A 25657-nucleotide genomic window follows, 5' to 3' on the forward strand; every position below is an offset into this window, starting at 1 on the left:
AATATAAAACGCCCCACCGTCTTCCGGTAGGGCGTTATATCAGATTATCTATTCTTCGCCGTCGTCCTCGGGTTCCGGCGAGCCCAGCAGGTCTTCGGCGATGGCCGAGGATTTCTTGCGCACGGCCTTTTCGATTTCCAGCGCCATGTCGGGGTTCGCTTTCAGGAAATCGCGAGCGTTTTCGCGGCCCTGACCGATACGGGTCGAGTTGAACGAGTACCACGAACCCGACTTTTCGACGATGCCGCCCTTGACGCCCAGATCGATGATTTCGCCCAGCTTCGAGATACCTTCGCCGTAGAGGATGTCGAATTCGACCTCGCGGAACGGCGGGGCGACCTTGTTCTTGACGACCTTGACGCGGACATTGTTGCCGACGATTTCGTCGCGGACCTTGATCTTGCCGATGCTGCGGATGTCGAGGCGTACCGAGGCGTAGAATTTCAGCGCGTTGCCGCCGGTCGTCGTTTCCGGCGAACCGTACATGACGCCGATCTTCATGCGGATCTGGTTGATGAAGATGACGATGCACTTCGACTTCGAGATCGAACCGGTCAGCTTGCGCAGGGCCTGCGACATCAGGCGCGCCTGAAGACCCGGCAGGCTGTCGCCCATATCGCCTTCGATTTCGGCCTTGGGCGTCAGGGCGGCGACCGAGTCGACGACCACGATATCGACGGCGCCGGAACGGACCAGCGTGTCAGTGATTTCCAGCGCCTGCTCGCCGTTGTCCGGCTGCGACACCAGCAGATCGTCGAGATTGACACCCAGCTTGTGGGCATAGACCGGATCGAGGGCGTGTTCGGCGTCGACAAAGGCGGCCGTGCCGCCCGCGCGTTGAATTTCCGCTACGGTGTGCAGGGCCAGCGTCGTCTTGCCCGACGATTCCGGGCCATAGATTTCGATGACTCGCCCCTTGGGCAGACCGCCGATGCCGAGCGCCATATCGAGGCCGAGGGAGCCGGTCGAGATGGATTCCACCTCCACGGCCTTGCCCGCCGCACCCAGTTTCATCACCGAGCCCTTGCCGAAGGCGCGATCGATCTGCGCCAGCGCCGATTCAAGAGCGCGTTGTTTTTCTGCTTCGTCTTTACCCACGAGTTTCAATACCGCCTGCGACATAAACCAAACCCTTCTATGGCACGATTCCCGTCCCCGAGGTCCATCCCCCTCAACGGTTAAATCTGTCGAATCGTTTGTACTCCATTCGTTCCAAGTTCGCAATATGTTCTCATTAAAAAAACTATCCCCGTTCTCAAAATAATTAGGAAGCGGGCTTGGCCGGAACGCTGTCCAGCATAAGTTTCAACTGATCGAGATAGTTATAAAAGGCGTCACGCCCGGTCTGGGTCAGGCTGATGCGCGTATTGGGACGTTTGGCGATGATCTTCTTGCGCATGGACACATAGCCCGCCTCGCCCAGCTTTTTCAGGTGCAGCGACAGATTGCCGTCGGTAATGCCGATTTCGTCGCGCAGATCGGTGAAATCGGCCTGCCCCGCCGTCGACAGAAAGGCAAGTATCGCCAGACGCGCCCGCGCATGGACCAGATCTTCCAGAGCATCGGCGGCAAACGGCTTCATGCATGACCCCCTGAGGGCTTGCAAAGCAAAGGTATGTCATTCCGTGATCCGGTCATGTCCTCCCCCCTTGCGATTGTTTTCCGCGTCAGACCATTCTTATACGATCCATGCGGGGCGATCCGTCGAAACAGGTCAAGTACTTAGTCACGTTAAGTTATCAGCCCGCCGCGTCACGTCCAGTAAAAAGTTTCACCCGTCGCGTAAGTTTGAACGGGGTACGATTGTCTAACCTTTCGAAACGACACAAACATCGGACGACATGCCCCCTCACCCCGCCGCTTTTGCCGACTGGATCGGACCGCATCTGAGCGCGCTCAGACGCATCAGCCGCGCCTTCGCCGCCCCCGCCGATCAACCGGACCTGTTGCAGGAACTGATGATCAGTTGCTGGAAAGCACACGGCGCGTTCCGCGGCGACAGCGCGGCGGCGACCTTTATCTATCGTGTGGCGCACAACCGCGCCCTGACGTGGAAAAAGCGCGAGGGTCTGCGGTTGCTGCGCCTGTTCGAGACGCAGCGCGACCTGCCGTTGCTCGATGAGGCGACCGATAGCGCGCCGCTGGAGCGAATCTATGAAGCCCTGCGCGACCTGTCGCCCATCGACCGCTCCCTGATGCTTTTGTGGCTGGAGCAGGTTTCCTATGCCGATATGGCGGCGCTGCACGGCCTGACCGAAAGCAATATCGGCGTGCGCCTGACGCGCGCCCGTACCCGCCTCGCCACCCTGATCAAGGACGATCCCGATGAAGCTTGAAACCTTTGAACGCCTGTGGCGGGCCCATGCCAATGACCTGAGCCAGACGGCGCAGGCCTGTCTGATGGAGGATATGATGCAGACGATGAAACGCCGCCGCGCCGGCCAAAGTGCCTTTTTCCTGTTCCTGGCCGCTGTGCTGGGGACGATGACCTTCGTTTTCGGCTACGGGGTGATCAAGCACGACAATTTCGACCCCACGCGCGAATGGGGCGCCATCGTCATGCTAATCATGCCGTGGATCGCCCTGATCCTGATGAAGCGCGCCTTTGACCGACATGTGCGGCGGTTCCCCGATCCGGCGGCGTCCCTGCCCGAGCAACTGAGCGCGCAACTGGATGAAAACCGTATGGCGCAGCAAAAGGCCGTCGTGATGTTCGGGCTGATGGCGCTGTTTCCCGTCGCAACCGGCGTGGCCCTGTGGCAGTTGCTCAGCGTCGGCAAGATGGAGGTGGCCCACGTCCAGCAGGGCGCGCTGCTGTTCGGGAGCGTGCTGGGGATATCCTTAGTCATCCAAATCGTGCGCTATCTGCGTGTGCTGAAGCCGGAGGGGGAGCGGTTGAAACGATTACTGGAGGAATATGGAGCGTAAGCCTCGCCTTCAGGGCGACGAGGAATTACAGCCCCGCCGCCCATTCGTCATAAACCGTCTCCAGCACGGCCAGCGGCACCGGACCGGCCGTCAGGCCACGGTCGTGGAAGGCCTTAATGTCGAACTTCGGCCCCAGCTTCGCCTGCATTTTGGCGCGCAGCTTCATCCACTGGATCTTGCCGGTCATATAGCTGAGCGCCTGACCCGGCCAGACGCAGTAGCGCTCGATCTCAGTCGTCGCCGCCGATTCCTGATCGCCGTTGGTGGCGACGAAGTAACGGATCGCCTCCTCGCGCGTCCAGCGTTTGGCGTGCATCCCCGTATCGACCACTAACCGGATGGCGCGGAACAGCGCCGATTGCAGGTAACCGATATAGCCGAGTGGGTCGGCGTCATACATGCCCATCTCACCGGCCAGCAACTCGGTATAGAGCGCCCAGCCTTCGGAGAAGGCCGAGAAGCCGCCGACCTTGCGCAGCATGGGCAAGCCTTGCGTTTCCATCTGAATGGCGATCTGCAAGTGATGCCCAGGAATGGCTTCGTGATAGGTCAGGGTCGGCAACGACCAGGACGGCCATTCCGCCGTGTCGCGCAGATTGATGTAATAGGCCCCCGGCCGTGACCCGTCGAGCGTCGGGCGCTGATAATAGCCACCCGGTGCGCCGGCTTCGGTTTCCTTGGGCACGCGACGGACGACCACCGGAGTCTTCGGCAGGACGCCGAACCAGTCAGGCAGTTTGGCTTGCACGACCTTGATCTGCGCGTTGAGGTCTTCAAGCAGCTTTTCCTTGGCCGCATCGGTATTGTCGTAGACGTATTTCGGGTCTTTGGCCAAAGCCGCCATGCGTTCGCCGACCGTGCCCTGGGTCAGGCCCAGCGCCTTGAAGCGCGTGTCGGCTTCGGCGGACAGTTCCTTGACCATGTCGAGGCCGACCTTGTGGATCTCGTCCGGCGTCAGGGTCGTGGTGGTTCCGGCGCGTGCGGCGAAGGCGTAATAAGCCTCGCCGTCTTTCAGCTTCCACACCCCGGCGTCGTGGGTCGCCCTGGGGCGCACGGCCTTGAGGGCGGCCATCTGCGCGGCGAGGGCTTTCGCGATCGGGCCTTCGACCAAAGCCGCGCCCTGCGTTCCCCAGTCGCCCGCGATACCCTTGGCAGCGGTCTTGGTCGCCAGAGCTTTCGTCATCGAGCTGTCGGCCCCCTTGATGGCCGCCAGCGCCTGCATCTGGATCAGGGCCTTGTCGATGACGAAATCAGGCGGCACGACGCCCTTTGACACGTCGGATGTGAAGCGCTCGGTTTCCTGATCGATAACGGTCGCGAAGGCGTTCATCCGCGCAAGATAGGCGTCAGCGTCGGCTTTGGTTTCAATGGTGTGCTGGTTGGCGAGGAAGTCCGGCGTGCCCTGATAGGCACCCGTCAACTGGCAGAGGATATAGGGATTACCACCGCCCCAGCTGCCGAATTTGAAGCGGTCATAGCCGGACTTTCGGTTCTCATAGCCCCACAGGACGGTGTCGTAATTGATGCGGTCCATACCGCTGAGTTTGGCGCGCGGGATGGCCTTCAGCGCCTTGAGATTGGCCTCCGCACGGGCGATCCCCCGCAAGGTTTCGGCTTCCGACGCATCGGCCAGCTTCGCTTTCAGCGGTGCGCGCTCACCCTTGTCGAGCCCGAGCGAGGTGGCGAGCGACGGCGAGTGGTCGACGTTCTCATTGAAGATTTTGTCGAACAGGTCGTTGAGGGTTTTGGCCGTGGCCGGGTCGCTCGCGGCGACGGCGGTGTTGGTGACGGCAAGACCGGCAACGGCGGCACCGGAAGCGAGCAGAGAACGACGGTTGAGCATCTATGGTTCCTTTCCCCTCTCCCTGAGGGAGAGGGTGGCCCGTCAGGGCCGGGTGAGGGGGAAAAAGGCAGGACCGCGCTCATAGCTGACAGTTCCCCCTCACCCCGACGGCACGGGCCGCCCCGCCTCTCCCTCAAGGGAGAGGGAGGATTAGTTTAAACCGTCGCCGCCCATTCGTTATAGACGGTCTCAAGCACCGCCAGCGGCACGGCTCCGGCCACCAGGCCCGTGTCGTGGAATTCGCGGATGTCGAATTTCGCCCCCAGCTTCGCCTGCATTTTCGCGCGCAGTTCCAGCCACTTGATCTTGCCGATCATGTAGCCCAGCGCCTGCCCCGGCCACACGGCGTAGCGCTCGATCTCGGTCTCGTTGTCCTCGCCGGTATTGGCGTCCATGAAGGCCATGGCCTGCTCGCGCGTCCAGCGTTTGTAGTGCATCCCCGTATCGACCACGAGGCGGCAGGCACGGAACATGGCGTCGTGCAGATAGCCGATACGACCATAGGGGTCGTCGTCGTACATGCCCATGTCCTTGGCCGCGACCTCTTCGGCATACAGCGCCCAGCCTTCGACATAGGCGTTGAAGATACCCATCTGACGCAGCATCGGCAGGTTCTTGTTCTCCTGCTGTATCGAAATCTGCATGTGGTGGCCGGGGATGGCCTCGTGATAGGTCAGGGTCGGCAGGGTCCAGGTCGGCACCTCCGCCGTGTCTCGCAGATTGATGTAATAGGCCCCCGGGCGCGACCCGTCGAGCGACGGCGGCCAGTAATAACCGCCCGGCGCGCCAAGCTCCGTCGCCTTGGGGACGCGGCGCACCGTCACCGCCGATTTCGGCAGGGTCTTGAAATAGGCGGGCAGCTTGGCCTGAACGACGCCGATCTGGGCGTTCAGATGCGCCAGCAGCTTGTCCTTGCCGGCGTCGGTATTCTCGAAGATGAACTTCGGGTCCTTCGACATAGCCTTCATGCGTTCGGCGGGCGTGCCCTTGGTCATGCCCAGCTTGGCCATCACCGTTTCCAGCTCGGCATTGATTTCCTTGACCTTCTCAAGGCCGATCTTGTGAATCTCTTCCGGCGTGAAGGTGGTCGAGGTATTGTAGCCCGCCGCGAAGGCATAGTGTTCGTCGCCGCCGGGAATGTGCCAGACGCCCGCGTCGTGGGTCGCCCTGGGCAGGACGGCCTCCAACGCCGCGACCTGGGCCTGCATAGCCTGATAGACCGGGCCGGAGACGAGTTTCAGGGCCTGCGCGCTCATTTTGGCGTCGGCGATGCCCTTGTCTTTCAGGCGGCTGTCGAAGGAGGTGACGAGGTTGGTTTCGGCGGGCGCGACCGCCAGCAGCCCCTTCAACTGCGTGACGGCCTTTTTCAACGCGAAGTCCGGCGCGATGACACCCTTGGCCGCCTTGGTCTTCACGGCCTCGGTTTCCTGAGCGATGACGGTCGCATAGGCCTCCAGACGGCTGAGATAGGCCTCGGCGTCCGTCTTCGTCGCAATCGTGTGGCGGTTTTCCAGCATGTCCGGCGTCGTCTGATAGCTGCCGGTCAGTTGGGTGACGCTGTACGGGCCCCAATAGTCCTGCGGCTCGCCATAGGGTGCGGCGCCGTAACCTTTCAGGGTCTCAGTATAGTCCCAGACGATGGTGTCGTAATTAATGCGGTCCATGCCGCTGAGGTTCTTGCGGTCGATATCCTTCAACTGGTTCAGCGCGACGCGGTAAAAAGCTTTATCCTTTTCCCGATCGGCGGGTGCCGCCATGTTCAGGCGCGATTTCAGTCGTGCCCGTTCGCCGGTATCGAGGCCCGTGTCCGTGGCGGATACGGGTTTTACTTCCAGATAGAGTTCGAAAATGTCCTCGAAGGTCTTCTTCAAGCGGCCGCCTTCGCTGAGATCAGGCTCGCCCACCGCAATCGATGGCTTGGTACCGGCGGCGGCACAGGCCGACAGGGCGCCTGCGGTGGCGGTCAGGGCCGAGGCCCCGGCCAGAAGCGAACGACGATTGAGCATGGAGCACCCGCATGTTGGTTACATTACCAACCAGACTAGGCGCAGAGTTTCAGGCCCGCAATGGGCTCAATCTAAATTGTTTGTAATATAAAGTGTGCCGCGGCTTTGGGATCCACATGCGCGCAAAAAGAAAAACGGCCGGAACGGGACCTCAAGGGGGACGGCTTTCGGCGTCCGTTCCGGCCTGTGTGGCATTTCGTTCCCCCCGCCCCCCGGCTTCCGGTTCGAAACACCCACAATTCTGTAAAAATCGGTACGCGGTACTGAATATTTCGGACTACCCGAGCGACTAATGCCGCTTTGCGGCCTGACCGACCGCCATCCGCTTATTCGCGGCATAGGTGTTCAGGCAGAGGGTGAAGGTCGCGCCGATCAACTCGGCCACCTCCCGCTCGCCCACCTGTTCGGCGCGGGATTTAAGATGCTCAAGAGTCGAGACGATATGCAGCAGGGTTTGCTCACGGTCAGCCGCCTCGCCCGGAAGAGTCGGGGCAAGATCGGGCACGACGCCAGTTGCTCTGCGGGGCATGTATCGGCTCTCCTCGACGGTACGCTGGCACCTTAGCTGCACTAAGTGCGCGGCGATATCACGTAAATTCGGGATGCAGGCTGGCGTACGGCCCTGAATTTGGCCTTATCACGGCTGAATCATCCCGTTCATGATCGCCTTGACCACCGCCGCCACGCGATTATTAACCCCCAGCTTCTGAAAAACGTGGCGCATATGGGCATCGACCGTATTGCGGCTTATCCCTAGAATCGTGGCGACGTCCTCGTCGGTCTTGCCCGCCGCCACCCAGGTTAGGACCTCGGTCTCCTTGGGCGACAACAGCGGTGCCACACCGACATCGGGGGATTTGACGGCATAGAGCCGCTTATAGGCCGCATAGAACTGATTGCAGACGGCATTGATCAGATCGATGTCGATATGCGAAGCGTCGCGCACACCGGAACCGCCGACGGAACTGGCCACCGCTACCCCGGCAATCTGGGCGCGCGGCCCCTTGATCGGTACGCCGATGCCGCCGTTCAGGCCCGCCTCCTCGCTTAGTCGCATCAGCTTGACCTGACCGGCGGAATAGCGGCTGCGCTTTTCGAGATCGGTCCAGCGGAAGGCCCAGTCCTCGGTCGCCGCGGCGCGATAGACCGGATCGAGCCGCCACAGGCTCTTTTCGTCGTAGAACTTCTGCCAGTCTTCGGGATAGTTGTGGAAAATCCCGTGGGCCTGCTGATCGGCAGGCAGGTCGAGGTCGCGCTGCACGGTAAAGATCACCCGGTCGAACCCGTATCCCGCCACCGTTTGCGACAGGACGCCGAACAGCGATTCGGCGTCGCGCGCCTGGGATGAGCGAACGATGAACTCTTCGAACGTAATGGCATCGGTACGATTCAGACCGATCATCGACGGCTCCCGCCTGACGCGTAATGAAGCGCGTTGCTATGGCGCATTTCACGCTGGAAAAAAAGCGTATTCGGCATCGCGTCCATCATGTCGCACTGGTTCTTTAGGTGAGCCATGATAGCGTGAGAGCGTTAAATTCGAGATACCCGTCATGAGCACCCTGCCGACCGCCACCGACAACCGCCCGGAACACTGGTTCGAGCATTTTCCCTCGCCCGAAGCGCACGGCAACAAATACGATCGCGGCTATGCGGTGGTGCTGGGTGGTCCGATCCATTCGACGGGGGCCTCGCGACTGGCGGCGCGGGCCGCCTTGCGTGTTGGGGCCGGGCTGGTCTCGGTGGCCTGCGATCCGTCGGCCCTGATCGTCTATGCCACGGCGCTCGAAGCGGTGATGACCAAGCCGGTGCGCGATGTGGCGGAATTTGCGGGCCTGATCGGCGACCGCCGCGTCACCGCCGTCCTGCTCGGCCCCGCCGCCGGGATCAGCGAGCGCACGCGTGCCTCGGTATTGGCCACCCTTATCGCGCATAAGCCCTGCGTACTGGATGCCGACGCCCTGACTGTTTTCAAGGACGATCCGCACACCCTGTTCGCAGCGATTGAGGGGCCGTGCGTCCTGACCCCACACGATGGCGAGTTCGAGCGCGTTTTTGGCAAGGTGAACACGCGTGAGACCGAACTTCGCGCCCGGGCCGCGGGCGATGCCGCGGCCGCATCGGGGGCCGTCGTTCTGCTGAAAGGGCCGGAAACCCTGATCGCGCATCCGGACGGGCGGCTGGTCATCAACCGTCACGCGCCACCGTGGCTGGCCACCGCCGGGTCCGGCGACGTGCTGGGCGGACTGATCACCGGCCTGATGGCGCAGGGCATGAAACCGTTCGAGGCCGCCTGCGCCGGGGTATGGCTGCATTCGGAAGCCGCCCGCCGCTTCGGTCCCGGCCTGATTGCCGAGGACCTGAGCGAACAGATACCGGGCGTGCTAAGCGATATGACAAAGTAAAATCGTTGGCCTTATTCGAAATCGGCCAGTTGTCCGGGTTTACGCCGTTTGCGACGGGCCTTTTTAGCTTCCTCGGCCTCGTCGGGTATCGGGTCATAATTGACAGCATTCCAAAATGCGTCATCGGTTCGCCGACGCACGGTTTTTCCGTTGTGCTTACCGAACAACCAGAACAATGGAAACATAATGACCAGTAACCAATCATAGAAACTGGTGCACAATATCAACCAATATCGGAAGATCTTATTCACAGGCCACCCCCGGTATGAACCGTTTAAATCGCGCAGGTAACGCCCGTACCCTTCAAACCGCAATAACCGTCCGGGTTCTTTTCCAGATAGCCCTGATGGTAGTCTTCGGCATAATAAAACGGCGCATCCGTATCCGGTCCGAAAATCTCGGTGGTGATCGGCCCCAGACCTTTGGCCGCCAGAGCCGCCTCAAAGGCATCACGTGATTTCAAAGCCGCCTCGTACTGGGCGTCGGTCGAGGTGAAGATCGCCGAACGGTACTGCGTGCCAACGTCGCCGCCCTGACGGAAGCCCTGCGTCGGGTCGTGGCGCTCCCAAAACAGTTTCAGCAACTGCTCGAACGTAATCTTCGCCGGATCATAGACGATCTGCACGCCTTCGGTATGGCCGGTCTGACCCGAACATACCTCGCGGTAGGTCGGGTTCGGCGTGTAGCCACCGATATAGCCGGCGGCGGTCGTATAGATGCCGTCCTGCTGCCAGAACAGGCGCTCGACGCCCCAGAAACAGCCCATGGCAAAGACCACCGTTTCCAGACCGGCGGGGAACGGCCCCTTGAGCGGCGTGCCGAGCACGGCGTGGGTCGTATCGGTCGGGATCGCGTCGGCGCGGCCCGGCAGAGCCTCTTCGCGGGAAATCATACGGGACTTGAGACCGAACATGGAACGCTCCTTGAATACGCATGGGGAGGCTTATCCCCAGCCTGGACTATAGCCAACCATATAGTACGGAAAAAAGATACCGCCAGAGGCGCATCGGCCCTTGCGCTTTGAATTCAGGCCGGTATAACCGCCGCCTTCCCGGTCGTAACTTACAGCGACGACCGTACGCGTGATGGACAGGTGGCCGAGTGGTTGAAGGCGCACGCCTGGAACGCGTGTATAGGGGCAACTCTATCGAGGGTTCGAATCCCTCTCTGTCCGCCATCACCGCATAAAAAAGCCTCCGGTAACGGAGGCTTTTTTGCATCTGGAACGGCTCTAAGCCAGAGCTTTTGCTTTCGGCGCCAGCAGCGACAGCACCGCGGCGATCAGGCACAGCCCCCCCGCAATCAACAGGGCATAGACATAGGTGGCATAGGCTGTGCGTACCCATCCGGCAAAAAACGCGATCGAGGCCGCCCCCAGTTGGTGCCCGGCGAAGATCCAGCCGAACATGACACCCGCCTTTTCCGGGCCAAAACGCTGCGCCGTCAGCTTCAGCGTCGGCGGTACGGTGGCGATCCAGTCGAGGCCGTAGAAGATGGCGAACGGCGTCAGGCCCATCACCGTGAAGGTCGATTCGGGCAGGAACAGCAGGGCCACGCCCCGCAGGCCGTAATAGATGGCCAGCAACAGGCGTGGATCGTAGCGGTCGGTCAGCCAGCCGGAACCGACCGTGCCGAACAGGTCGAACACCCCCATCAGGGCCAGGACCGACGCCGCCGTCACCGCGGTCAGACCGTAGTCACCACACAGCGAGACGAAATGCGTCTGGATCAGGCCGTTGGTCGAGGCCCCGCAGATGAAAAAGGTCGCGAACAATATCCAGAAGGTGCCGCTTTTGGACGCTTCACGCAGCGCCCCGAAGGGCGTAATTTTGGCGGTCGTCGCAGGCGGCGTGGCCTCGGTCTGACCGAAGGCCTTGAGCCCCATATCGTCCGGCCGATCGCGCATCAGAATCAGGACGAGCATAAGGGCCAGCATCAGCAGACCGCAGACCAGCAGCTGCGCCATGCGCCAGCCGAACGCCTCCGACACCGCCGCGATCAGCGGCAGGAAGGCCAGTTGTCCCGTGGCGCTCGACGCCGCCAGAATCCCGACCACCAGACCGCGCCGCGCCACGAACCAGCGGCTGGCGACCGTCGCCCCCAGCACCATGGCTGTCATGCCTGCGCCGCAGCCAACCATCAGGCCCCACAACAGCAGAAGCTGCCACAGTTCGCCCATCAGCAGCGACAGGCCCAGACCGGCGACGATCAAGCCCAACGCCGAAGCCACCACCCGCTTGAGGCCAAACCGCAGCATCAGCACGGCGGCAAACGGCGCAATCAGGCCGAACAGGACCAGCCGCACGGCCAGAGCGCCGGAAATTTCCGCCGTCGTCCAGCCGAATTCCTTCGCCAGCGGCGGCATCAGCACCCCTGGCGCACCCAGAGCACAGGCGGTGGTCAGCATGGTCAGGAAGGTCACAGCCATGACCACCCAGCCATAGTGGATATCGTGGCGGCGCAAGCGTTCGGCCAGAGCTCTGGACATGATCCGTTCCTTTTACATGATGATTATCATGTTTGCATTAATGATCATCATCATGTAAAGTCAAGGCAGATTTTATGGAGCCTCGATGAAAACCTCCCGCGCGCAGGTCGAACAGAACCGCCAACTGATCCTCAAAGCCGCCGCCGAACTGTTCCGGCTCAAAGGCTTCGACGGCGTCAAGGTCGCGGAGGTGATGCAGGCGGCGAGCCTGACGCACGGCGGTTTTTATAATTATTTTGACTCAAAGGAGGCCCTGATCGCCGAGACCTGCTCGGCCTGGGTCCGTGAACGGGCGGAATCGCTGGAGGCCAAACGCGCTGCCGATCCCGACGGCGAAGCCTTGGCCTATGTCGAGCGCTACCTGTCGCGCCGGTATCGCGACCACCCCGACATGGCCTGCCTTTATCCGGCCCTGTGCGCCGATATCGCGCGCCAGCCGGATACGGTGCGTCACGCCTTTACCGAAGACTTCAAGGGCTATCTGACGGTGCTGGAGCGGTTGTTCGCCGGGGATACCGCTAATGAGGCCCTGCCGCAGACGGCCATTGTCCGCCTGTCGACCCTGATCGGCGCGATGACCCTGGCGCGCGCCGTCGACGATCCGGCCCTGTCCGACGCCATTCTGGAGACGGTCCGCGCCGAACTGACGGCGAAAGCATAGCCGGGACCACCGTCAGCTTGTAGACTCGGGCGATTCTGTTCACCGGAACCCTCAGATGACGCATCCCGACTGGTACTATGCCCGCCGCGAAAGCTGGAGCGCGCAGGTTGATGACGCCCGCGACGCCGGCGATATCGACTATGCGCGCGTCATCCATTCGGCCTCGTTCCGGCGTTTGCAGGGCAAGACCCAGATCCTGAACCTCGGCGACAGCGACTTTTACCGCACGCGTCTCACCCATTCGCTGGAGGTCGCCCAGATCGCGGGCAGCCTGATCAAGTCGCTGGCCAAGCGTTTTCCCGACCATCCGGCCACCGCCTACCTTCCCGACCGCAGCCTGATGCAGGCCATCGGCCTGACTCACGATCTCGGCCACCCGCCCTTCGGACACGGCGGCGAGGTAGCGCTGAACTACTGCCTGCGCGGGCATGGCGGGTTCGAAGGCAATGGCCAGACCCTGCGCATCCTGTCGCGGCTGGAGACGTTTTCGAAAAGCGCCGGGGCCAATCTGACGCGGCGGACGCTTCTGGGGGTGCTGAAATATCCGGCCAGCTTCCGCGCGGTGGCCAATCCGGACCTGACACCGTCCCTGGCCATCGGACCGACGACGCTGGAGATCATCGATTGTAAAGCGTCCAAGCCGCCGAAGTGCTACCTCGACAGTGAGGCCGAGATCGTTGACTGGGTGCTGGAGCCCCTGCCCGCCACTGAGCGCGACGCGTTTCAGGCCGTCGAGGCCGCCCTCGGCAAGCACGGCAAGACGCGGCACAAATCCTTCGATTGCAGCCTGATGGACGTGGCCGACGACATCGCCTACGGCGTCCACGACCTCGAAGACGCCATCGCGCTGGGTCTGGTCACCGAGGCCGGGTTCCGTACCGCCGTACCGGAGGCCGACTGCACATCGTTCCTCGATGCGCTCAAGGCCAAGTACCCGCAGGAAAGCGAGAACGACGTCTATGAGAAGATGGTCAAGGCCCTGTTCAGCGGCTCGGATTCGCGTAAGCACTACGTCAATCGGCTGGTGCATCACTTCCTGACGGCGGTGGAGATCATCGAAACGTCGTTCGGTGAGCCCCTGCTGCGCTATCGCGCTGCGATGCAGGCGGGCCCGCAACGCTTCCTCGAAGCACTCAAAGCGTTCGTCTTCGACGACGTGATCCGCAGCCCCGGCGTCCAGCATCTGGAGTTCAAGGGGCAAAAGCTGGTGGTCGCCGTGTTCGAGGCCTTGCAATCGGACCCGAAGCGGCTGTTGCCCCGCGATCAGTTCACCCGCTTTGACGCCGCCACCGACGGGATGCGCGTCATCGGCGACTACGTGTCGGGCATGACCGACGGCTATCTGCTCAAGACCTACGACCGCCTGTTCAGCCCGCGCATGGGCTCGGTGTTCGATAAGCTGTAAGGCTCGGTGACGGCCCTTTACTCCAGTTCCACCGTGATAACCGACTTGGCCGGTACGCTCAGGCTGAGGGATGAGCCCTTGAGCTTCGCCCCCGTATAGGCCTTTGGCGACACGGTGTCCGGCGCATCGAAGCTGTTGAAACTGTCCATCTTCGGTGCGGTGAGGACACGTCCGGACACCTTCGAGACGTTCAGGCTACCCAGGTCCACCGTCAGGGCCGCGTCGCGGTTCGGGTCGAGATTGGCCACCGACACGTGCACCTTGCCCGCGGCATCCTTCGAGGCGGTGAGCGACAGCATCGGCACCTTGACGTCGCCATACTGATAGACCGGCGATTTGAAGCCCAGCTTCAAAGCGGTCGCCTCCTGATGGACCTTGTACATGTCGAAGACATGATAGGTCGGCGTCAGGAGCATCTTTTCCTTGTCGGTCAGGATCATCGCCTGAAGGACATTGACCATCTGGGCGATATTGGCCATCCGCACGCGATCGGCGTGGTCGTGGAAGATGTTCAGCGTCACCGCCGCAACCAGAGCGTCGCGCAGGGTATTTTGCTGCCACAGACCGCCCGGCCCCTTTTCGTCCTTGTCGAACCAGGTGCCCCATTCGTCGACGACCAGGGCCACCTCCTTTTTCGGATCGTACTGGTCCATGATGGCCCCGTGGCGACGGATCATCTCGTCCATCAGCAGGGCGCGCTGCATCGTCGATATCCACTGATCCTCGCCGAAACCGGTGGCGACGCCCTTCTTGTCCCATTTGTTGCTGGGCAGGGTATAGAAATGCAGCGACAGACCGTCCATCAGCGGGCGCGTCGTGTTGTAGAGAATGGGCGACGTGGCCTTGGGGCGGAACTTCAGCGCCTGTTTCATCACCGTTTCGGTCCACTCGTAATCGTCGGTGTCCGCGCCGGTGGCGATCTTCTGGGCGCGCGGGCCGGAATAGGTCTTGATATAGCCCTGATACTGCCGGTAGCGGTTGGCATATTCTTCCGGATACATGTGGCCGCCGCAGCCCCAGCTCTCGTTGCCGACCCCGACATAGGGCACCTTCCAAGGTTCAGGATGGCCGTTCTTCGCGCGTTCGGCACCCGGTGCGGTATTGGCCGGCGCGGTCATGTACTGCATCCAGTCCTGCGCCTCCTCGACCGTGCCGGAGCCCATATTGACCGAGACATAGGGCGCCGCGCCGATCTGCTCCATGAAATCCATGAATTCGTGCGTGCCGAAGGTATTGGGCTCTATGGCATTGCTCCAGCTGGAGTTGATGCTGCCCTTGCGCTCAGGCCCCACACCTTTGCGCCAGTGATAGTCGTCGGCGAAGCACCCGCCGGGCCAGCGCACCACCGGCACCCTGATCTGTTTCAAAGCGGCGACGACGTCGTTGCGGATACCGCGCGTGTTGGGGATCGGGCTGTCGGTACCAACCCAGATACCTTCATAGACCCCGCGCCCCAGATGCTCGACAAACTGACCGTAGAGATTGCGGCTGATCTTCGGACCGGTCTCCGACACCACAGTGGCCGTGGCCGCGACCGTTTCGGCTTGCGCCACCACGGGGGCAAGAGCGAGCGTGGCGGCAAACGTAGCCGCGATCCAGTGTCGTGTCATGGGGGTGGTTCCTGTGCGCGATTATTATTGTCCGACAATTAATCCGTTCCGTAGGCCATTTGTCAAGTGACGGGCGAGCATGTAACAGTGCGATTCCCGCGCGTTCCTCCGTTCCCGAAGCCGTTCATGCTGTCACCGACCGCCTCTTCTGAACGCTCAACGCCCTCACCCGACGGTGAGGCTCTCTTCCGCCGCATCGCCGACACCTCGCCCGCGATGATCTGGGTCACCAATACCGACAATCTGTGTACCTATACCAGCCGCGCCTGGCTGGAATTCACCGGTCAGACCTTCGAGGGCAGCCTCAGCCTTGGCTGGCTCAATGCAATCCATCCCGACGACGGGCCGCACGCCTATGAGGTCTATCTGGGGGCGGCCAGTCGTCAGGCCGCCTTCGATCTCGAATTTCGCGTGCTGAATCAGCACGGCGACTATCGCTGGACCATGGTGCGCGGCAACCCGCACTATGGCGATGACGGCACATATCTGGGCTATGTTGGCTCGGTCACCGATATCGACGATCACAAGCGCTCGGAACTGGCGCTGCAGGCCTCGGAAAAGCGTCTCAGCGACATGGCCAACGCTGTCAATCAGATCATCTGGATCTCGTCGGCGGAAGGCAATCCGGAGTTCATGAACCGTCGCTGGTACGAATATACCGGCCTTCCGGAAGGGTCGGACTACGTGGCCGGGCGTCGCCTGCTGCATCCGGACGATGCCGAACGCGTCTTGACCTCGTGGCGGGCGGGCGTCGCGGCGGGGGCGCCGTGCGAATACGAATACCGCATCAAGGGCGCCGACGGACAGTTTCGCTGGTTCCTCAGTCGTTTGCGCCCGGCCAAGGATGCCGAGGGCAATATCCTCAAATGGTACGGCTCATCGACCGATATTCAGGATCTGGTCGAGGCGCGCGAAAAAGCCGAAGCCGCCAATATCGCCAAGTCCGAATTCCTGGCCAATATGAGCCACGAAATCCGCACCCCGATGAACGCGGTGATCGGCCTGTCGCACATTCTGGCCCTGTCGACCCCGCTCACCGCGCGACAAACGGACTATATCCGCACCTTGCAACTGTCCGCCGACTCGTTGCTGGCCTTGCTCAACGACCTGCTGGACATCGCCAAGATCGAGGCGCGCTCGGTCGAGCTGGAGCGCATCGCCTTTTCGCCCGCGCAACTGATGGAAGACGTGGCGCGCATCATGTCGGTCAGGGCCCGGGAAAAGGCGCTCGACTTCGCCTATGCCGGTACGCCCTGCCCTCAGGTGATCGGCGACCCGACGCGTCTGCGTCAGGTCATCCTCAATCTGTGCTCCAACGCCATCAAATTTACCGAAACGGGCCGGGTCAGCCTCAGCCTCGATTATGCGGGCCAGAGCGACGGGCTGGCGGCCCTCACCTTCCACGTCGCCGACACGGGAATCGGCATCGCCCCGGACCAGCGCGACACCATCTTCCACAAATTCGTTCAGGCCGATGCCTCGATCACGCGCAAGTTCGGCGGCACGGGTCTGGGGCTGGCGATCAGTAAGACCCTGACCGATGTCATGGGCGGACGTCTGGAACTGGAAAGCGAACCCGGACAGGGATCGGTGTTTTCCGTGCACCTCAACCTGCCGGTACTGGCGGAGGCGATCATTGGTGACGAGGCTCACCCCCCTCAAACCGACAAGGCGGCCCCGGCGCGACCGCTTATACTGTTAGTCGAGGACTATGCGCCCAACGTGCTGGTCGCTACGACCTTTCTGGAGGAATTCGGCTATGCCTGCGATGCGGTCAGCACCGGTCAGGCCGCCCTCGACCGCCTCAGCGAAGCGCACGCCTATGCCGCCGTCCTGATGGACGTGCAGATGCCGGGTCTCAACGGGCTCGATACCACGCGGCTGATCCGCGAGGGCGAACGGCAAAACAGCGCCGCGCCCCTCCCGATCATCGGCATGACGGCCCATGCCCTGACGGGGGATCGCGAACGCTGTCTGGCGGCAGGCATGAACGACTATATCGCCAAGCCGTTCAAACCCGAGGACCTGCGCAACGTGCTCAGGCTCTATGTCGGCGTCTGATTATTTGTGCACCACGCGGTCGAATGTCGACGGATGGTCGATATCGCTGCGCAGATAGGCATCGCGGATCGCCTCGCGCGCCTGATCCCAGCCCAGATGGCCACGCTGGGGCCAGGCGTTCCATTCGGCACGCAACTGGTCTTCGCTCAGGTCGTGAAACGCCCGGCCTTCGCTGCGGCCGAACAGTTCGTAACCGAAGCGGAAGGCCGGGGAAAAGGTCTCGTAGTCCTGACCCGCACCATAGGGGCGATTGGAAAAGTCCTGCTTCCAGAAGGCGTCGTGATCGTTCCAGTCGGTGAGCGGACCATTGGTGACAAAGGTGTTCATGGCGTTCTCCTTGTATGAATTAATACATTGAATCTAAACACAACAGGATAAGTATCCGATCCGCAGCCTGCGCCTCCGCATAGGGGAACGGCAAAGATGAAAACCCCGCCCGTGGGGGACGGGCGGGGTTTCGATTGCCCCCATGAAAGGGCTACCGGTCCGGAAACCGGATCAGAAGAGGCGCCTTACTGGGCCGGTTCCTTGGCGGGCTTTTCCGCCGGGACCGCGGCGTCCGTCCCCGTGGCGGGGGTATCGGTGGCCGGGGCCGCCTTATCGGCGTTGGTCTTGGCCAGCGACGACGCCTTCAGCGAGGTTTCATCAGCGCTAAGCGTGCCGGTCACGGTCACTTCGTCACCGATGGCGAAGGGCTGACCGTCCGACGTAGCGGCCGAGGCATCGACGGCAATGTCCTTGACGGCATCGGCTTCACCGACCTTCAGCGTAAAGGTACCAGCCTTTTCACCGGCGGCGGCGATCTTGCCCGTCAGGCTGACGGCGCCAGCCGCCGGGGCGTCCTTGAGCGGCGCTTCAGCCGCCGGAGCATCGGTCGACGGCGTAGTCTGGGCCAGGGCCGGCGTCATCGAGAGGGCGGCACCGGCGATGGCGAAAGCGGCGATACGGGTCGACAGTTTGAAGCTTTTCATTGGAGATAGTCCTTTGGCTGTTCAAATCAGAATTGCTTTTCAAAGCCGTCTCAGCCTGTTCACTCGGAACAAATGACTGAGGGGCCAGTCTTGAGGGCCTAGGCTTTGGCTGGGCTGTGGTGCGCCAGCTTGGCGTCACCGCCTCGGCTGATTTGAAATTAGGGGCGGCCCCATAAGTAAACCATCGGATTGGCCCCACTGCGAACGTCGCTATGCGGTAAAACAAACTCTGGTCATAATGGGTTTGGGAAGGCCACAAAGCCGCCGTCTGAGTGCCTGATTTCGCGGCTGCGAAAGCCCGATTTGCAAACAAGTCGCAGATTCAACAGCCGGAATCCGCCGTCATCCCTTTTGCCGCAATTCCGGTAACCGCAGCCCGGTATGTAGCCGCGGCATAAAGACCGCATATGCGCCGACGCCATAATTGCAAATATTTGATAAGTCTGCAAAATCCGCATGTGTTTGAAACGTCACAGACCGGCGGAAATGCGCGTAATGCGACCATAATCGCGCTACTGACAGAACCGGGCGCGGCGCGTAATAGACATCGGGGATCACCGGAGGGAACCTTATGAGCGACGGCAAGACACGTTGCGGCTGGGTCAATGAAAGCAAGCCGCACTATGTCCACTATCACGACCACGAATGGGGTGTACCGGCGCACGACGACCGGTTGCTGTTCGAGATGCTGATCCTCGAAGGGGCGCAGGCGGGCCTGAGCTGGGAAACGATCCTCAAACGCCGCGACCAGTATCGCGCCGCCTTCAAAGGCTTCGATATCGCGGCCTGTGCGGCCTTTACCGACGAAGAACTTGAGGCGCGGATGTCCGATGAGGGCATCATCCGCAACCGGCTGAAGATCTGGTCGGTGCGCAAGAACGCCCTCGCCTTCATCGCCATCCAAAAAGAGTTCGGATCGTTTGACGCCTATGTGTGGCGCTTTGTCGGCGGTGCGCCGAAGCTGAACCGCCCGAAGACGCTGAAAGACGTTCCGGCCTCCACGCCCGAATCGGACGCGCTATCGAAGGATCTGAAAAAGCGCGGCATGAGCTTTGTCGGCTCGACGATTATCTACGCCTATATGCAGGCGGTGGGCATGGTGGACGACCACGTGGCGACCTGTTTCCGGGCGGCGAAGTAAGAATTAGCCACGGATAAACACGGATGACCGCCTTCGGCGGTCTACACGGATGGTTCGAGCCCGGCCTGACTATTTCCGCATAAAGAATATCCGTGTCGGGCCCGCAAAGCGGGCCATCCGTGTCTATCCTTGGCTAAAGATCTTACTGCCCCAACAACGCTGCGCGTTCTTCCGCCGTCAGCAGCCGCCACTGGCCTTCGGGCAGGTCGCCAATATGCACCGGGCCGATGCGCGAGCGGTAAAGGTCGATGACGCGCAGTTCGCACATGTCGCACATGCGGCGGATCTGACGATTGCGACCTTCCTGAAGCACAAAGCGCAGGGTCTGCTCCCCCACCTGCTCGACCACCGCCGGTTTCAGCTTGCGCCCGTCCAGTTCCAGCCCGTGGCGCAGCCATTTCAGCTTGGCCTCGAAGATCGGCCCCTTGACGCGGACGGTGTAGTCCTTCTCCAGTTCGCTGTCCGGGCCGATAATGGCCTTGGCGATGACCCCGTCCTCGGACAGGATCAGCAGCCCGCGCGAATCCTTATCCAGCCGCCCGATGGGGGCCAGTTTCGAGTTCTGATCCGGCCATTGGGTCAGTTGTCCGTAATGGTTCGGACGGCGGATCATGCGCACAGCGGGCGTTTCCCCGGCTTCCGGCTGCCCCGAGACGATGCCGACCGGCTTGTGATAGATCACCGTCAGCTTGCTATCGATCTCGCTCTGCGCCGCCGGATTGAAGCTGACCGTCTGACCGGCCTCGACCTTGCGGCCCGCATCGCGCACCACTTCACCATCGACCGAGACCAGACCTTCGGCGATGAAGGCGTCGGCCTCACGCCGCGAGCAGACGCCCGACTGCGCCAGCCATTTGTTGAGACGGATCGGCTCAGAGCCGGTATAGGTGCGGGATAGGGACATGCGCCGCTGATAGCGAAAAAGCGCCGTGACGGCTACGCTTTTATCCGCTCGTCGTGCAACGCAGGGATTCCTGGGTCCCGGCGCGCGTCAGGACATAGCCTTCGAGATACATGTTCGCGCCCTTGCCGACGGCCTTCACGCTGACCTTGAGGTGGTCGATCCACTGCAGATCGTACGACGAAATATCGTCTTTCTTCGTGATGGCGAAATCCTCGAAATAGAACCCCGTCCCGTCCTCGGCATTGTCGAAAACGAAGCCGCCGCTGCGATACATGGCCGAATAGGACCGCCCGTCGAGATTATAGGCCATCTTGGCCTCGCCGCTCAGACGGTTGTCGGGCCTTGGTTCCGCCCATATACCAAAGGCGAAGTAAAGCCGGTTGTTGGGAATCGACCGGTTATACCATGACCCTTCGCACAACCATCCTTTGTTGGTCATGGCATTCAGGGTCGCGTCATCGGCGTGGGCCTGAGCCGACATCCCTAAAAGGACGAGGCTTATCAACGATATGATCCACGCGCGCATTACCCATTCCCCGGTTGACAATAAGCTGTATCATGTCCCCATAGCCGGAACGGTAGCAAGTCACCAGTTACAACGGCTGTAAATTAAGGATCTATTGCCTTCATGTGCGGACAGTTACTGGCCCTTAAAATCTGGATCGACTTCCTGAAAAGCCTCGGCATGTCCGATGAGGTGATTGCGGTAATCGTCGAAGCGTACCAAGAGGGCGTCGTCAAACCCACCGACGCCTATCCGGTGGTAACGCAAGGACCGGTCATCACCACCAAAAGCTGGAGCCTCGTGCCGTCATGGGCCTCGGCGCCGCAAAAGGCCGCGACCTTCAATGCCCGTATTGAAACAGCATCCGAGAAACCGACTTTCAAGGAAGCGTTTGCCCGTCGCCATGCGCTGATACCCGTCGCCGGGTTTCACGAATGGTCCGGCCCCGCATCATCACGACAGAAATGGATGATCACCCGCCGCGACCATGAACCTCTGGTGCTCGCCGGGCTATGGGAAGGCGATACCTTCACCATCCTGACCCGCGCGGCCGGGACACAGATGGCGGCGATCCATGACCGTGAACCCGTCGTCGTCGGGCGGCGGCAGTGGCAGGCGTGGCTTGCCAATGACCTGTTCGATCCGGCCTTACCGCCTGACGATTTTTACCAATTTGAGCCCGTCGGTGACGTGCAAGCGAGCCTGTTTTGAGCCTGCTCGATGAGATCGCCGCGTGCCGGATTTGTACCGATCTGCCGCTGGGGCCAAGGCCGGTGGTACGTGCCGACAACCCCGCCGCGCGCATTCTGATCATCGGTCAGGCCCCCGGCACGAAGGTCCATGCGTCCGGCATTCCGTGGGACGACAAGTCCGGCGAGCGCTTGCGCGACTGGATGCAGGTAACGCCGGAAGTCTTTTACGACACATCGAAAATCGCCATCATGCCGATGGGCTTCTGCTATCCCGGGCGCGGAAAATCGGGAGACAATCCCCCGCGTCAGGAATGCGCACCGCTGTGGCATAAACGCGTTCTGGCGACCTTGCACAATATCGAACTGACGCTTCTGATCGGGCAATATGCGCAAAACGCCTATCTCGGCGACCGCCTGAGCCTGACCGAGCGTGTGAAAAACGCCAATGATTACGGCAAGTTCTTTCCACTGGTTCACCCGTCGCCGCGCAACGGTATCTGGCTCAAGAAGCACCGGTGGTTCGAGGCGGAGATCGTCCCAGACCTACGCGCCCGCCTTCGCCGCCTGTAGCTCATCCCATGCCCGACGCGCGATCTGCGTCGCGGCTTGCAGCCCCATCGCGACCATGACCAGTGCCACTATGGCATCCGGCAGGGTGTTGTGCGTGAAGAACACGCCGACCGCCGCGGCCATGACCAGCACATTACCAATGGCATCGTTGCGCGCACAGAGCCACACCGACATCATATTGGAGTCGCCTTCGCGGAATTTGTACAGCCACCATGCCGATAAAAGGTTCGCCACCACGGCCAGCACGCTGATGATCCCCATGATCTCGGCCTTGGGGACGTCGCCCGTATAGACCTGCCACAGGGTCGCCCCCATGATCCAGATCGAAAAGAGAAACATCGATGCCGCCTTGAACAGCGACATCTTCGCCCGCGTCGGTACCGAGGCTGTCAGGACGAACAGGCTCAGCGCGATATTGATGGCGTCGCCGGCGAAATCCAGCGAATCGGCCAGCAGCGATTTCGACAGGCTCTGATAGCCCGCACCGATCTCGACGAAGAACATAGCGGCATTGATGAGCATCACCCACCACAGGACCTTGCGGTACTGCGGATCGACCACCGGATCGGAATGATCGTGGACATGACCGTGCTCATGGTCATGATGGCAGTGCGCGCCGGGGGCGTGGTCGTGGCTCATGCAAGACTCCTCACCCACATAAGAGGATTGCCGAGCTGACTTGGCAAACAAATTATGCGGTTCTCTGCATTTCGGGGTTCCCTTGACGGATGCAAGGGCTGTATCCTCAACAATTACAGATAAGATTTGGAGACCGCCACCATGACCAAGCTGATTGCCATTTCCGGCGCCCTGCGCAAGGCCTCGCACACCACCGCCCTGTTGCGAACCCTGGCGAAAACCGCGCCCGACGGCGTGGAAATCGAGGTCGCCAATGTCGTGGACGTGCCGGTCTATAATCAGGACCTCGATGTCGAGCCGAACCCGGCCTCGGTCGAAACCCTGCGCGCGCAGGTCAATGCGGCCGATGGTATCATCATCGCCAGCCCGGAATATAATTACGCCATGCCGGGTTCGACCAAGAACATCATCGACTGGCTGTCGCGCCCTTATGGCAAGGCGGCGCTGGTCGGTAAGCCGGTGCTGATCATCACCACCTCGCCCGGTTCGACCGGCGGCGTCCGCGCCCAGTCGCAGATCCGCGGCACGCTGGCGGCCATCGGCGCGCACCCGCTGGGCGGCGCCGAAGTTGTCATCGCCGGCATCGACAAGAAGTTCGTCGACGGGGACTTCGCCGACGAAACCAACCTCAAATTCATCCAGTCGTCGCTCGATCGCCTGCTGGCCGAGATCAAAATCCGATCCTGACCCCGGTGTCCGGCTTGACGCGGCTCTCGTCGGTCAGACGCGCGAGGATCGCCTGAGCGTCGGGCGCGGGGGCATGGCGCAACTGCCGCGCCACCACGGCAAAATCACCCGGTGTCAGGTTGCGCAGGCCAAACAACCCCGCCGGGGCCGCCATGCCGAAGAACCGCACAAAAGCCCGCTCAAGCTTCTCCGGCCCCAGCGGTGCCAGATCAAGCTTGAACACGAACCGGCGCAGGCTGGCCGGATCGAGCTGATCCTTGTGGTTGGTCGCCGCCACCACCGGCAGGGGGTGCCGGTCCAACCAGGTCAGCATCTCGTTGACCTGCCCCACCTCCCACGAAGTACGCGCCCGCGTCCGGTCGAACAGCAGCGAATCCGCCTCGTCGAACAGCAAGACGCTGTCCTGACGCCGCGCGTCCTCGAAGGCCCCGGCGATGTTCTGCTCGGTTTCGCCCACCCACTTCGACAGGAGGTCCGACGCCCGACGCACCAGCAACGGCTTGTCCAGCGCCCGCGCCAAATGGTGGGCCAGCGCCGTCTTACCCGTCCCCGGCGGCCCGGTCAGCAGCAATGACACATCGAGCGCACCCAAGGTCCGGATGCTGTCGAACAGCGGTTCCAGCGGCCGGTCGGCCTCGTAAAGCGACAGGTCGATGGCGTCGAAGCCGTGCGACGGTATTTCCCCGCCGCGCAGGGCCCGGACCAGCGAGGTCGCCGCCTGAGCGCCGCCGTCGTCCTCACCGGCCAGACGTCCCGCCCGCACCGCCACACGCAGGACGCTGGCCGTTTCCGGCGCGCGGTCGATCAGGTGCGTCATAGCCTCACCCGGCTGCACGCCTTCGTCGGCGGCGACCCTCGTCAGGATACCATGCGCGGCCCGGCGCGGGGCCAGATCGAGTTTCAAAATAAAGCTCATCCGGCGCAGGATCGCGTCATCGATATTGCCCACGGCATTGGTGACCCAGATGACCGGCGCGGCATTGGTTTCCAGCAACCGATTGACGAAGACCTTGCTGCCTTCGCGCTGCGTAAACCAGTCGCCGGTCGTACGCTGCGTGCCGCCGATCAGGTCCTCCATCTCGTCGAACAGCAGCACGGCACCGCTGCGGTCGCCCAGCATCCGCTGCGCCAGCATCAGCGCCAGAACACGGTCGCGGCGGTTCGGCTCCTCACCATCGTCGTCGGCCTCCCCGATCCCGTGCAGGGCGCAGCCCGCCGCCGCGGCCAGCGTCCGCGCCAGTTCGGTCTTGCCGCTGCCCGGCGGCCCGTGGATCAGGATATTGACGCCGTGCGCCCGTTCACGCACCGCCCCTTGCAGCAGCCGCACAAGGAAGTCCGCATCGGCAACATGGGCGAAATCGGCCATATTGAGTGTACTGGTCTGACGCCGTCCGGCGAGGGCTTCGGCCAGCGCCTCGGCCTCCGGTTCGCGATCCAGCACCCGGCACAGCGGCCATTGGATGTCGATCGGGTCGTCAAACCGGCGCCGCCCGAAGCCTACCACCCCCAGCTTCATCACCTCGCTACCGCGCACGCGGCGCGCGGCGTCGAGCGGCTCGGCTCCGGCCAGTTCCCCCAGCAGCGCCGGGAAGTCGCGGATATGCTCCACCACCCCGTCCAGCATATCGGCCACGCGCGGCAACCGGTCACAGGCGATCATCAGGGTCAGCAAATGGGCATCGAAGGCCTCAAGGTTCAGCAGACGCCCCAGTTCGTCGGTCAGGTCGAGCACGCGCGGACGCGGTGCATCGGGTGACTCTGCTGACTCCAGACGCTTGAGCATCCGGGTACACTCGTCTTTCTGGGCGGTATCGGGCTTAAGCTTGGCCGATTTGCCGGTTTTCACCTTCGGCGGCTTGGTCGCACCTAACAACCAGTCGGCATGGGTCTCGGCCCAACTCATCAGCTTGAGCGCGGCCGGCGACCCCGGCACGAGGTCGCGCGCGATCCGGAGCGTCAGGCTCCGGGCGATAGAATGTTCGTTCATTTTCAGTGTCTTTGTCTTCGGCGGACGCGCGATCCCGCGCATCTCACGATGTTTCTTCAATATATTTGATATCTGAAACCTGGGTGCGACCGGGCCTTCCCGCCCCGTCGCCACGCCGAAGGGCGCTTAGACGAAAGGCAGGATCGCGGCGGGT

The 25657-nt window shown here is 61.9% G+C and carries 26 protein-coding genes and 1 tRNA gene; 11 read left to right on the forward strand and 16 right to left on the reverse strand.

What is annotated here, in order from left to right; genetic code table 11:
* Positions 1-48: 48 nt before the first annotated feature.
* Positions 49-1122 (reverse strand): recombinase RecA, encoded by a 1074-nt coding sequence (recA, locus tag PQU92_RS16525; RefSeq protein WP_272749369.1) that lies wholly within the window; start codon positions 1120-1122, stop codon positions 49-51.
* 142 nt (positions 1123-1264) lie between these two features.
* Positions 1265-1582, reverse strand: a complete 318-nt coding sequence (locus tag PQU92_RS16530) for a winged helix-turn-helix domain-containing protein (protein WP_272749370.1) — start codon at positions 1580-1582, stop codon at positions 1265-1267.
* A gap of 259 nt (positions 1583-1841) precedes the next feature.
* Between PQU92_RS16530 and PQU92_RS16535 the strand changes: the two genes are divergently transcribed.
* Both PQU92_RS16535 and PQU92_RS16540 read left to right on the forward strand, forming a co-directional pair.
* On the forward strand, positions 1842-2336 hold the full coding sequence (locus PQU92_RS16535; RefSeq protein WP_272749371.1) for an RNA polymerase sigma factor: 495 nt from the start codon (positions 1842-1844) through the stop codon (positions 2334-2336).
* Positions 2326-2928 (forward strand): hypothetical protein, encoded by a 603-nt coding sequence (locus PQU92_RS16540; protein ID WP_272749372.1) that lies wholly within the window; start codon positions 2326-2328, stop codon positions 2926-2928. The genes PQU92_RS16535 and PQU92_RS16540 overlap by 11 nt, the downstream gene beginning before the upstream one ends.
* Before the next feature lie 25 nt (positions 2929-2953).
* On the opposite strand, the gene PQU92_RS16545 is transcribed toward PQU92_RS16540, so the two are convergent.
* From PQU92_RS16545 to PQU92_RS16560, 4 genes are all read right to left on the reverse strand, one after another.
* On the reverse strand, positions 2954-4771 hold the full coding sequence (locus tag PQU92_RS16545) for a DUF885 domain-containing protein (protein ID WP_272749373.1): 1818 nt from the start codon (positions 4769-4771) through the stop codon (positions 2954-2956).
* A 155-nt stretch (positions 4772-4926) separates the two neighbouring features.
* A complete protein-coding gene (locus tag PQU92_RS16550; protein WP_272749374.1) occupies positions 4927-6777 on the reverse strand; it encodes a DUF885 domain-containing protein in 1851 nt (616 codons plus the stop codon).
* A gap of 289 nt (positions 6778-7066) precedes the next feature.
* Positions 7067-7306, reverse strand: coding sequence for a hypothetical protein (locus PQU92_RS16555; protein ID WP_272749375.1), 240 nt, complete (start codon positions 7304-7306; stop codon positions 7067-7069).
* Between the two features lie 108 nt (positions 7307-7414).
* Positions 7415-8179 (reverse strand): helix-turn-helix transcriptional regulator, encoded by a 765-nt coding sequence (locus PQU92_RS16560; RefSeq protein WP_272749376.1) that lies wholly within the window; start codon positions 8177-8179, stop codon positions 7415-7417.
* 151 nt (positions 8180-8330) lie between these two features.
* Here PQU92_RS16560 and PQU92_RS16565 point away from each other — a divergent pair, with 151 nt between their 5' ends.
* A complete protein-coding gene (locus PQU92_RS16565; protein WP_272749377.1) occupies positions 8331-9182 on the forward strand; it encodes an NAD(P)H-hydrate dehydratase in 852 nt (283 codons plus the stop codon).
* An 11-nt stretch (positions 9183-9193) separates the two neighbouring features.
* Here the strand turns inward: PQU92_RS16565 and PQU92_RS16570 are convergent, their stop codons facing one another.
* A complete protein-coding gene (locus tag PQU92_RS16570; protein ID WP_272749378.1) occupies positions 9194-9433 on the reverse strand; it encodes a hypothetical protein in 240 nt (79 codons plus the stop codon).
* 23 nt (positions 9434-9456) lie between these two features.
* Positions 9457-10095: a peptide-methionine (S)-S-oxide reductase MsrA gene (gene msrA / locus PQU92_RS16575; protein ID WP_272749379.1), complete on the reverse strand. Its 639-nt coding sequence runs from the start codon at positions 10093-10095 to the stop codon at positions 9457-9459.
* Positions 10096-10269: 174 nt separating this feature from the next.
* Between msrA and PQU92_RS16580 the strand changes: the two genes are divergently transcribed.
* Positions 10270-10359: transfer RNA gene (locus PQU92_RS16580), tRNA-Ser, on the forward strand.
* Positions 10360-10413: 54 nt separating this feature from the next.
* Here PQU92_RS16580 and PQU92_RS16585 read toward each other — a convergent pair.
* Positions 10414-11670, reverse strand: coding sequence for an MFS transporter (locus PQU92_RS16585; RefSeq protein WP_272749381.1), 1257 nt, complete (start codon positions 11668-11670; stop codon positions 10414-10416).
* Between the two features lie 85 nt (positions 11671-11755).
* On the opposite strand from PQU92_RS16585, the gene PQU92_RS16590 reads away from it, so the two are divergent.
* Positions 11756-12331 (forward strand): TetR/AcrR family transcriptional regulator, encoded by a 576-nt coding sequence (locus PQU92_RS16590; protein WP_272749382.1) that lies wholly within the window; start codon positions 11756-11758, stop codon positions 12329-12331.
* Positions 12332-12386: 55 nt separating this feature from the next.
* Positions 12387-13736 (forward strand): anti-phage deoxyguanosine triphosphatase, encoded by a 1350-nt coding sequence (locus PQU92_RS16595; protein WP_272749383.1) that lies wholly within the window; start codon positions 12387-12389, stop codon positions 13734-13736.
* 17 nt (positions 13737-13753) lie between these two features.
* On the opposite strand, the gene PQU92_RS16600 is transcribed toward PQU92_RS16595, so the two are convergent.
* Positions 13754-15346, reverse strand: a complete 1593-nt coding sequence (locus tag PQU92_RS16600) for an alpha-N-arabinofuranosidase (protein ID WP_272749384.1) — start codon at positions 15344-15346, stop codon at positions 13754-13756.
* 126 nt (positions 15347-15472) lie between these two features.
* Between PQU92_RS16600 and PQU92_RS16605 the strand changes: the two genes are divergently transcribed.
* On the forward strand, positions 15473-17407 hold the full coding sequence (locus tag PQU92_RS16605; RefSeq protein WP_272749385.1) for a PAS domain-containing hybrid sensor histidine kinase/response regulator: 1935 nt from the start codon (positions 15473-15475) through the stop codon (positions 17405-17407).
* Here PQU92_RS16605 and PQU92_RS16610 read toward each other — a convergent pair whose 3' ends face one another.
* The gene (locus PQU92_RS16610; RefSeq protein WP_272749386.1) at positions 17408-17734 is read right to left on the reverse strand and encodes a hypothetical protein; all 327 of its coding nucleotides are present in this window, start codon (positions 17732-17734) and stop codon (positions 17408-17410) included.
* Between the two features lie 185 nt (positions 17735-17919).
* Positions 17920-18378, reverse strand: a complete 459-nt coding sequence (locus PQU92_RS16615) for a hypothetical protein (protein WP_272749388.1) — start codon at positions 18376-18378, stop codon at positions 17920-17922.
* Positions 18379-18949: 571 nt separating this feature from the next.
* On the opposite strand from PQU92_RS16615, the gene PQU92_RS16620 reads away from it, so the two are divergent.
* Complete coding sequence (locus PQU92_RS16620; protein ID WP_272749389.1) at positions 18950-19519, forward strand: DNA-3-methyladenine glycosylase I; 570 nt, start codon at positions 18950-18952, stop codon at positions 19517-19519.
* Between the two features lie 142 nt (positions 19520-19661).
* Here the strand turns inward: PQU92_RS16620 and PQU92_RS16625 are convergent, their stop codons facing one another.
* Both PQU92_RS16625 and PQU92_RS16630 read right to left on the reverse strand, forming a co-directional pair.
* Entirely contained in the window at positions 19662-20423 is a 762-nt protein-coding gene (locus tag PQU92_RS16625) for a pseudouridine synthase (RefSeq protein ID WP_272749390.1), read from the reverse strand.
* A 40-nt stretch (positions 20424-20463) separates the two neighbouring features.
* Entirely contained in the window at positions 20464-20949 is a 486-nt protein-coding gene (locus tag PQU92_RS16630) for a hypothetical protein (protein WP_272749391.1), read from the reverse strand.
* A gap of 102 nt (positions 20950-21051) precedes the next feature.
* On the opposite strand from PQU92_RS16630, the gene PQU92_RS16635 reads away from it, so the two are divergent.
* Together PQU92_RS16635 and PQU92_RS16640 are read left to right on the forward strand one after the other, a co-directional pair.
* Positions 21052-21639, forward strand: a complete 588-nt coding sequence (locus PQU92_RS16635) for an SOS response-associated peptidase (protein ID WP_272749393.1) — start codon at positions 21052-21054, stop codon at positions 21637-21639.
* Entirely contained in the window at positions 21636-22190 is a 555-nt protein-coding gene (locus tag PQU92_RS16640) for a uracil-DNA glycosylase family protein (RefSeq protein ID WP_272749394.1), read from the forward strand. Before PQU92_RS16635 ends, PQU92_RS16640 begins: the two co-directional genes overlap by 4 nt.
* Here PQU92_RS16640 and PQU92_RS16645 read toward each other — a convergent pair.
* Positions 22164-22829: a cation efflux transmembrane domain-containing protein gene (locus PQU92_RS16645; RefSeq protein WP_272749395.1), complete on the reverse strand. Its 666-nt coding sequence runs from the start codon at positions 22827-22829 to the stop codon at positions 22164-22166. The genes PQU92_RS16640 and PQU92_RS16645 overlap by 27 nt on opposite strands.
* A 141-nt stretch (positions 22830-22970) precedes the next feature.
* Here PQU92_RS16645 and PQU92_RS16650 point away from each other — a divergent pair, with 141 nt between their 5' ends.
* On the forward strand, positions 22971-23516 hold the full coding sequence (locus PQU92_RS16650) for an NADPH-dependent FMN reductase (RefSeq protein ID WP_272749396.1): 546 nt from the start codon (positions 22971-22973) through the stop codon (positions 23514-23516).
* Here PQU92_RS16650 and PQU92_RS16655 read toward each other — a convergent pair.
* Entirely contained in the window at positions 23500-25503 is a 2004-nt protein-coding gene (locus PQU92_RS16655) for an AAA family ATPase (protein WP_272749398.1), read from the reverse strand. The genes PQU92_RS16650 and PQU92_RS16655 overlap by 17 nt on opposite strands.
* Positions 25504-25657: the final 154 nt, after the last annotated feature.

The organism is Asticcacaulis aquaticus (assembly GCF_028550415.1).
GTDB lineage: Bacteria > Pseudomonadota > Alphaproteobacteria > Caulobacterales > Caulobacteraceae > Asticcacaulis > Asticcacaulis aquaticus.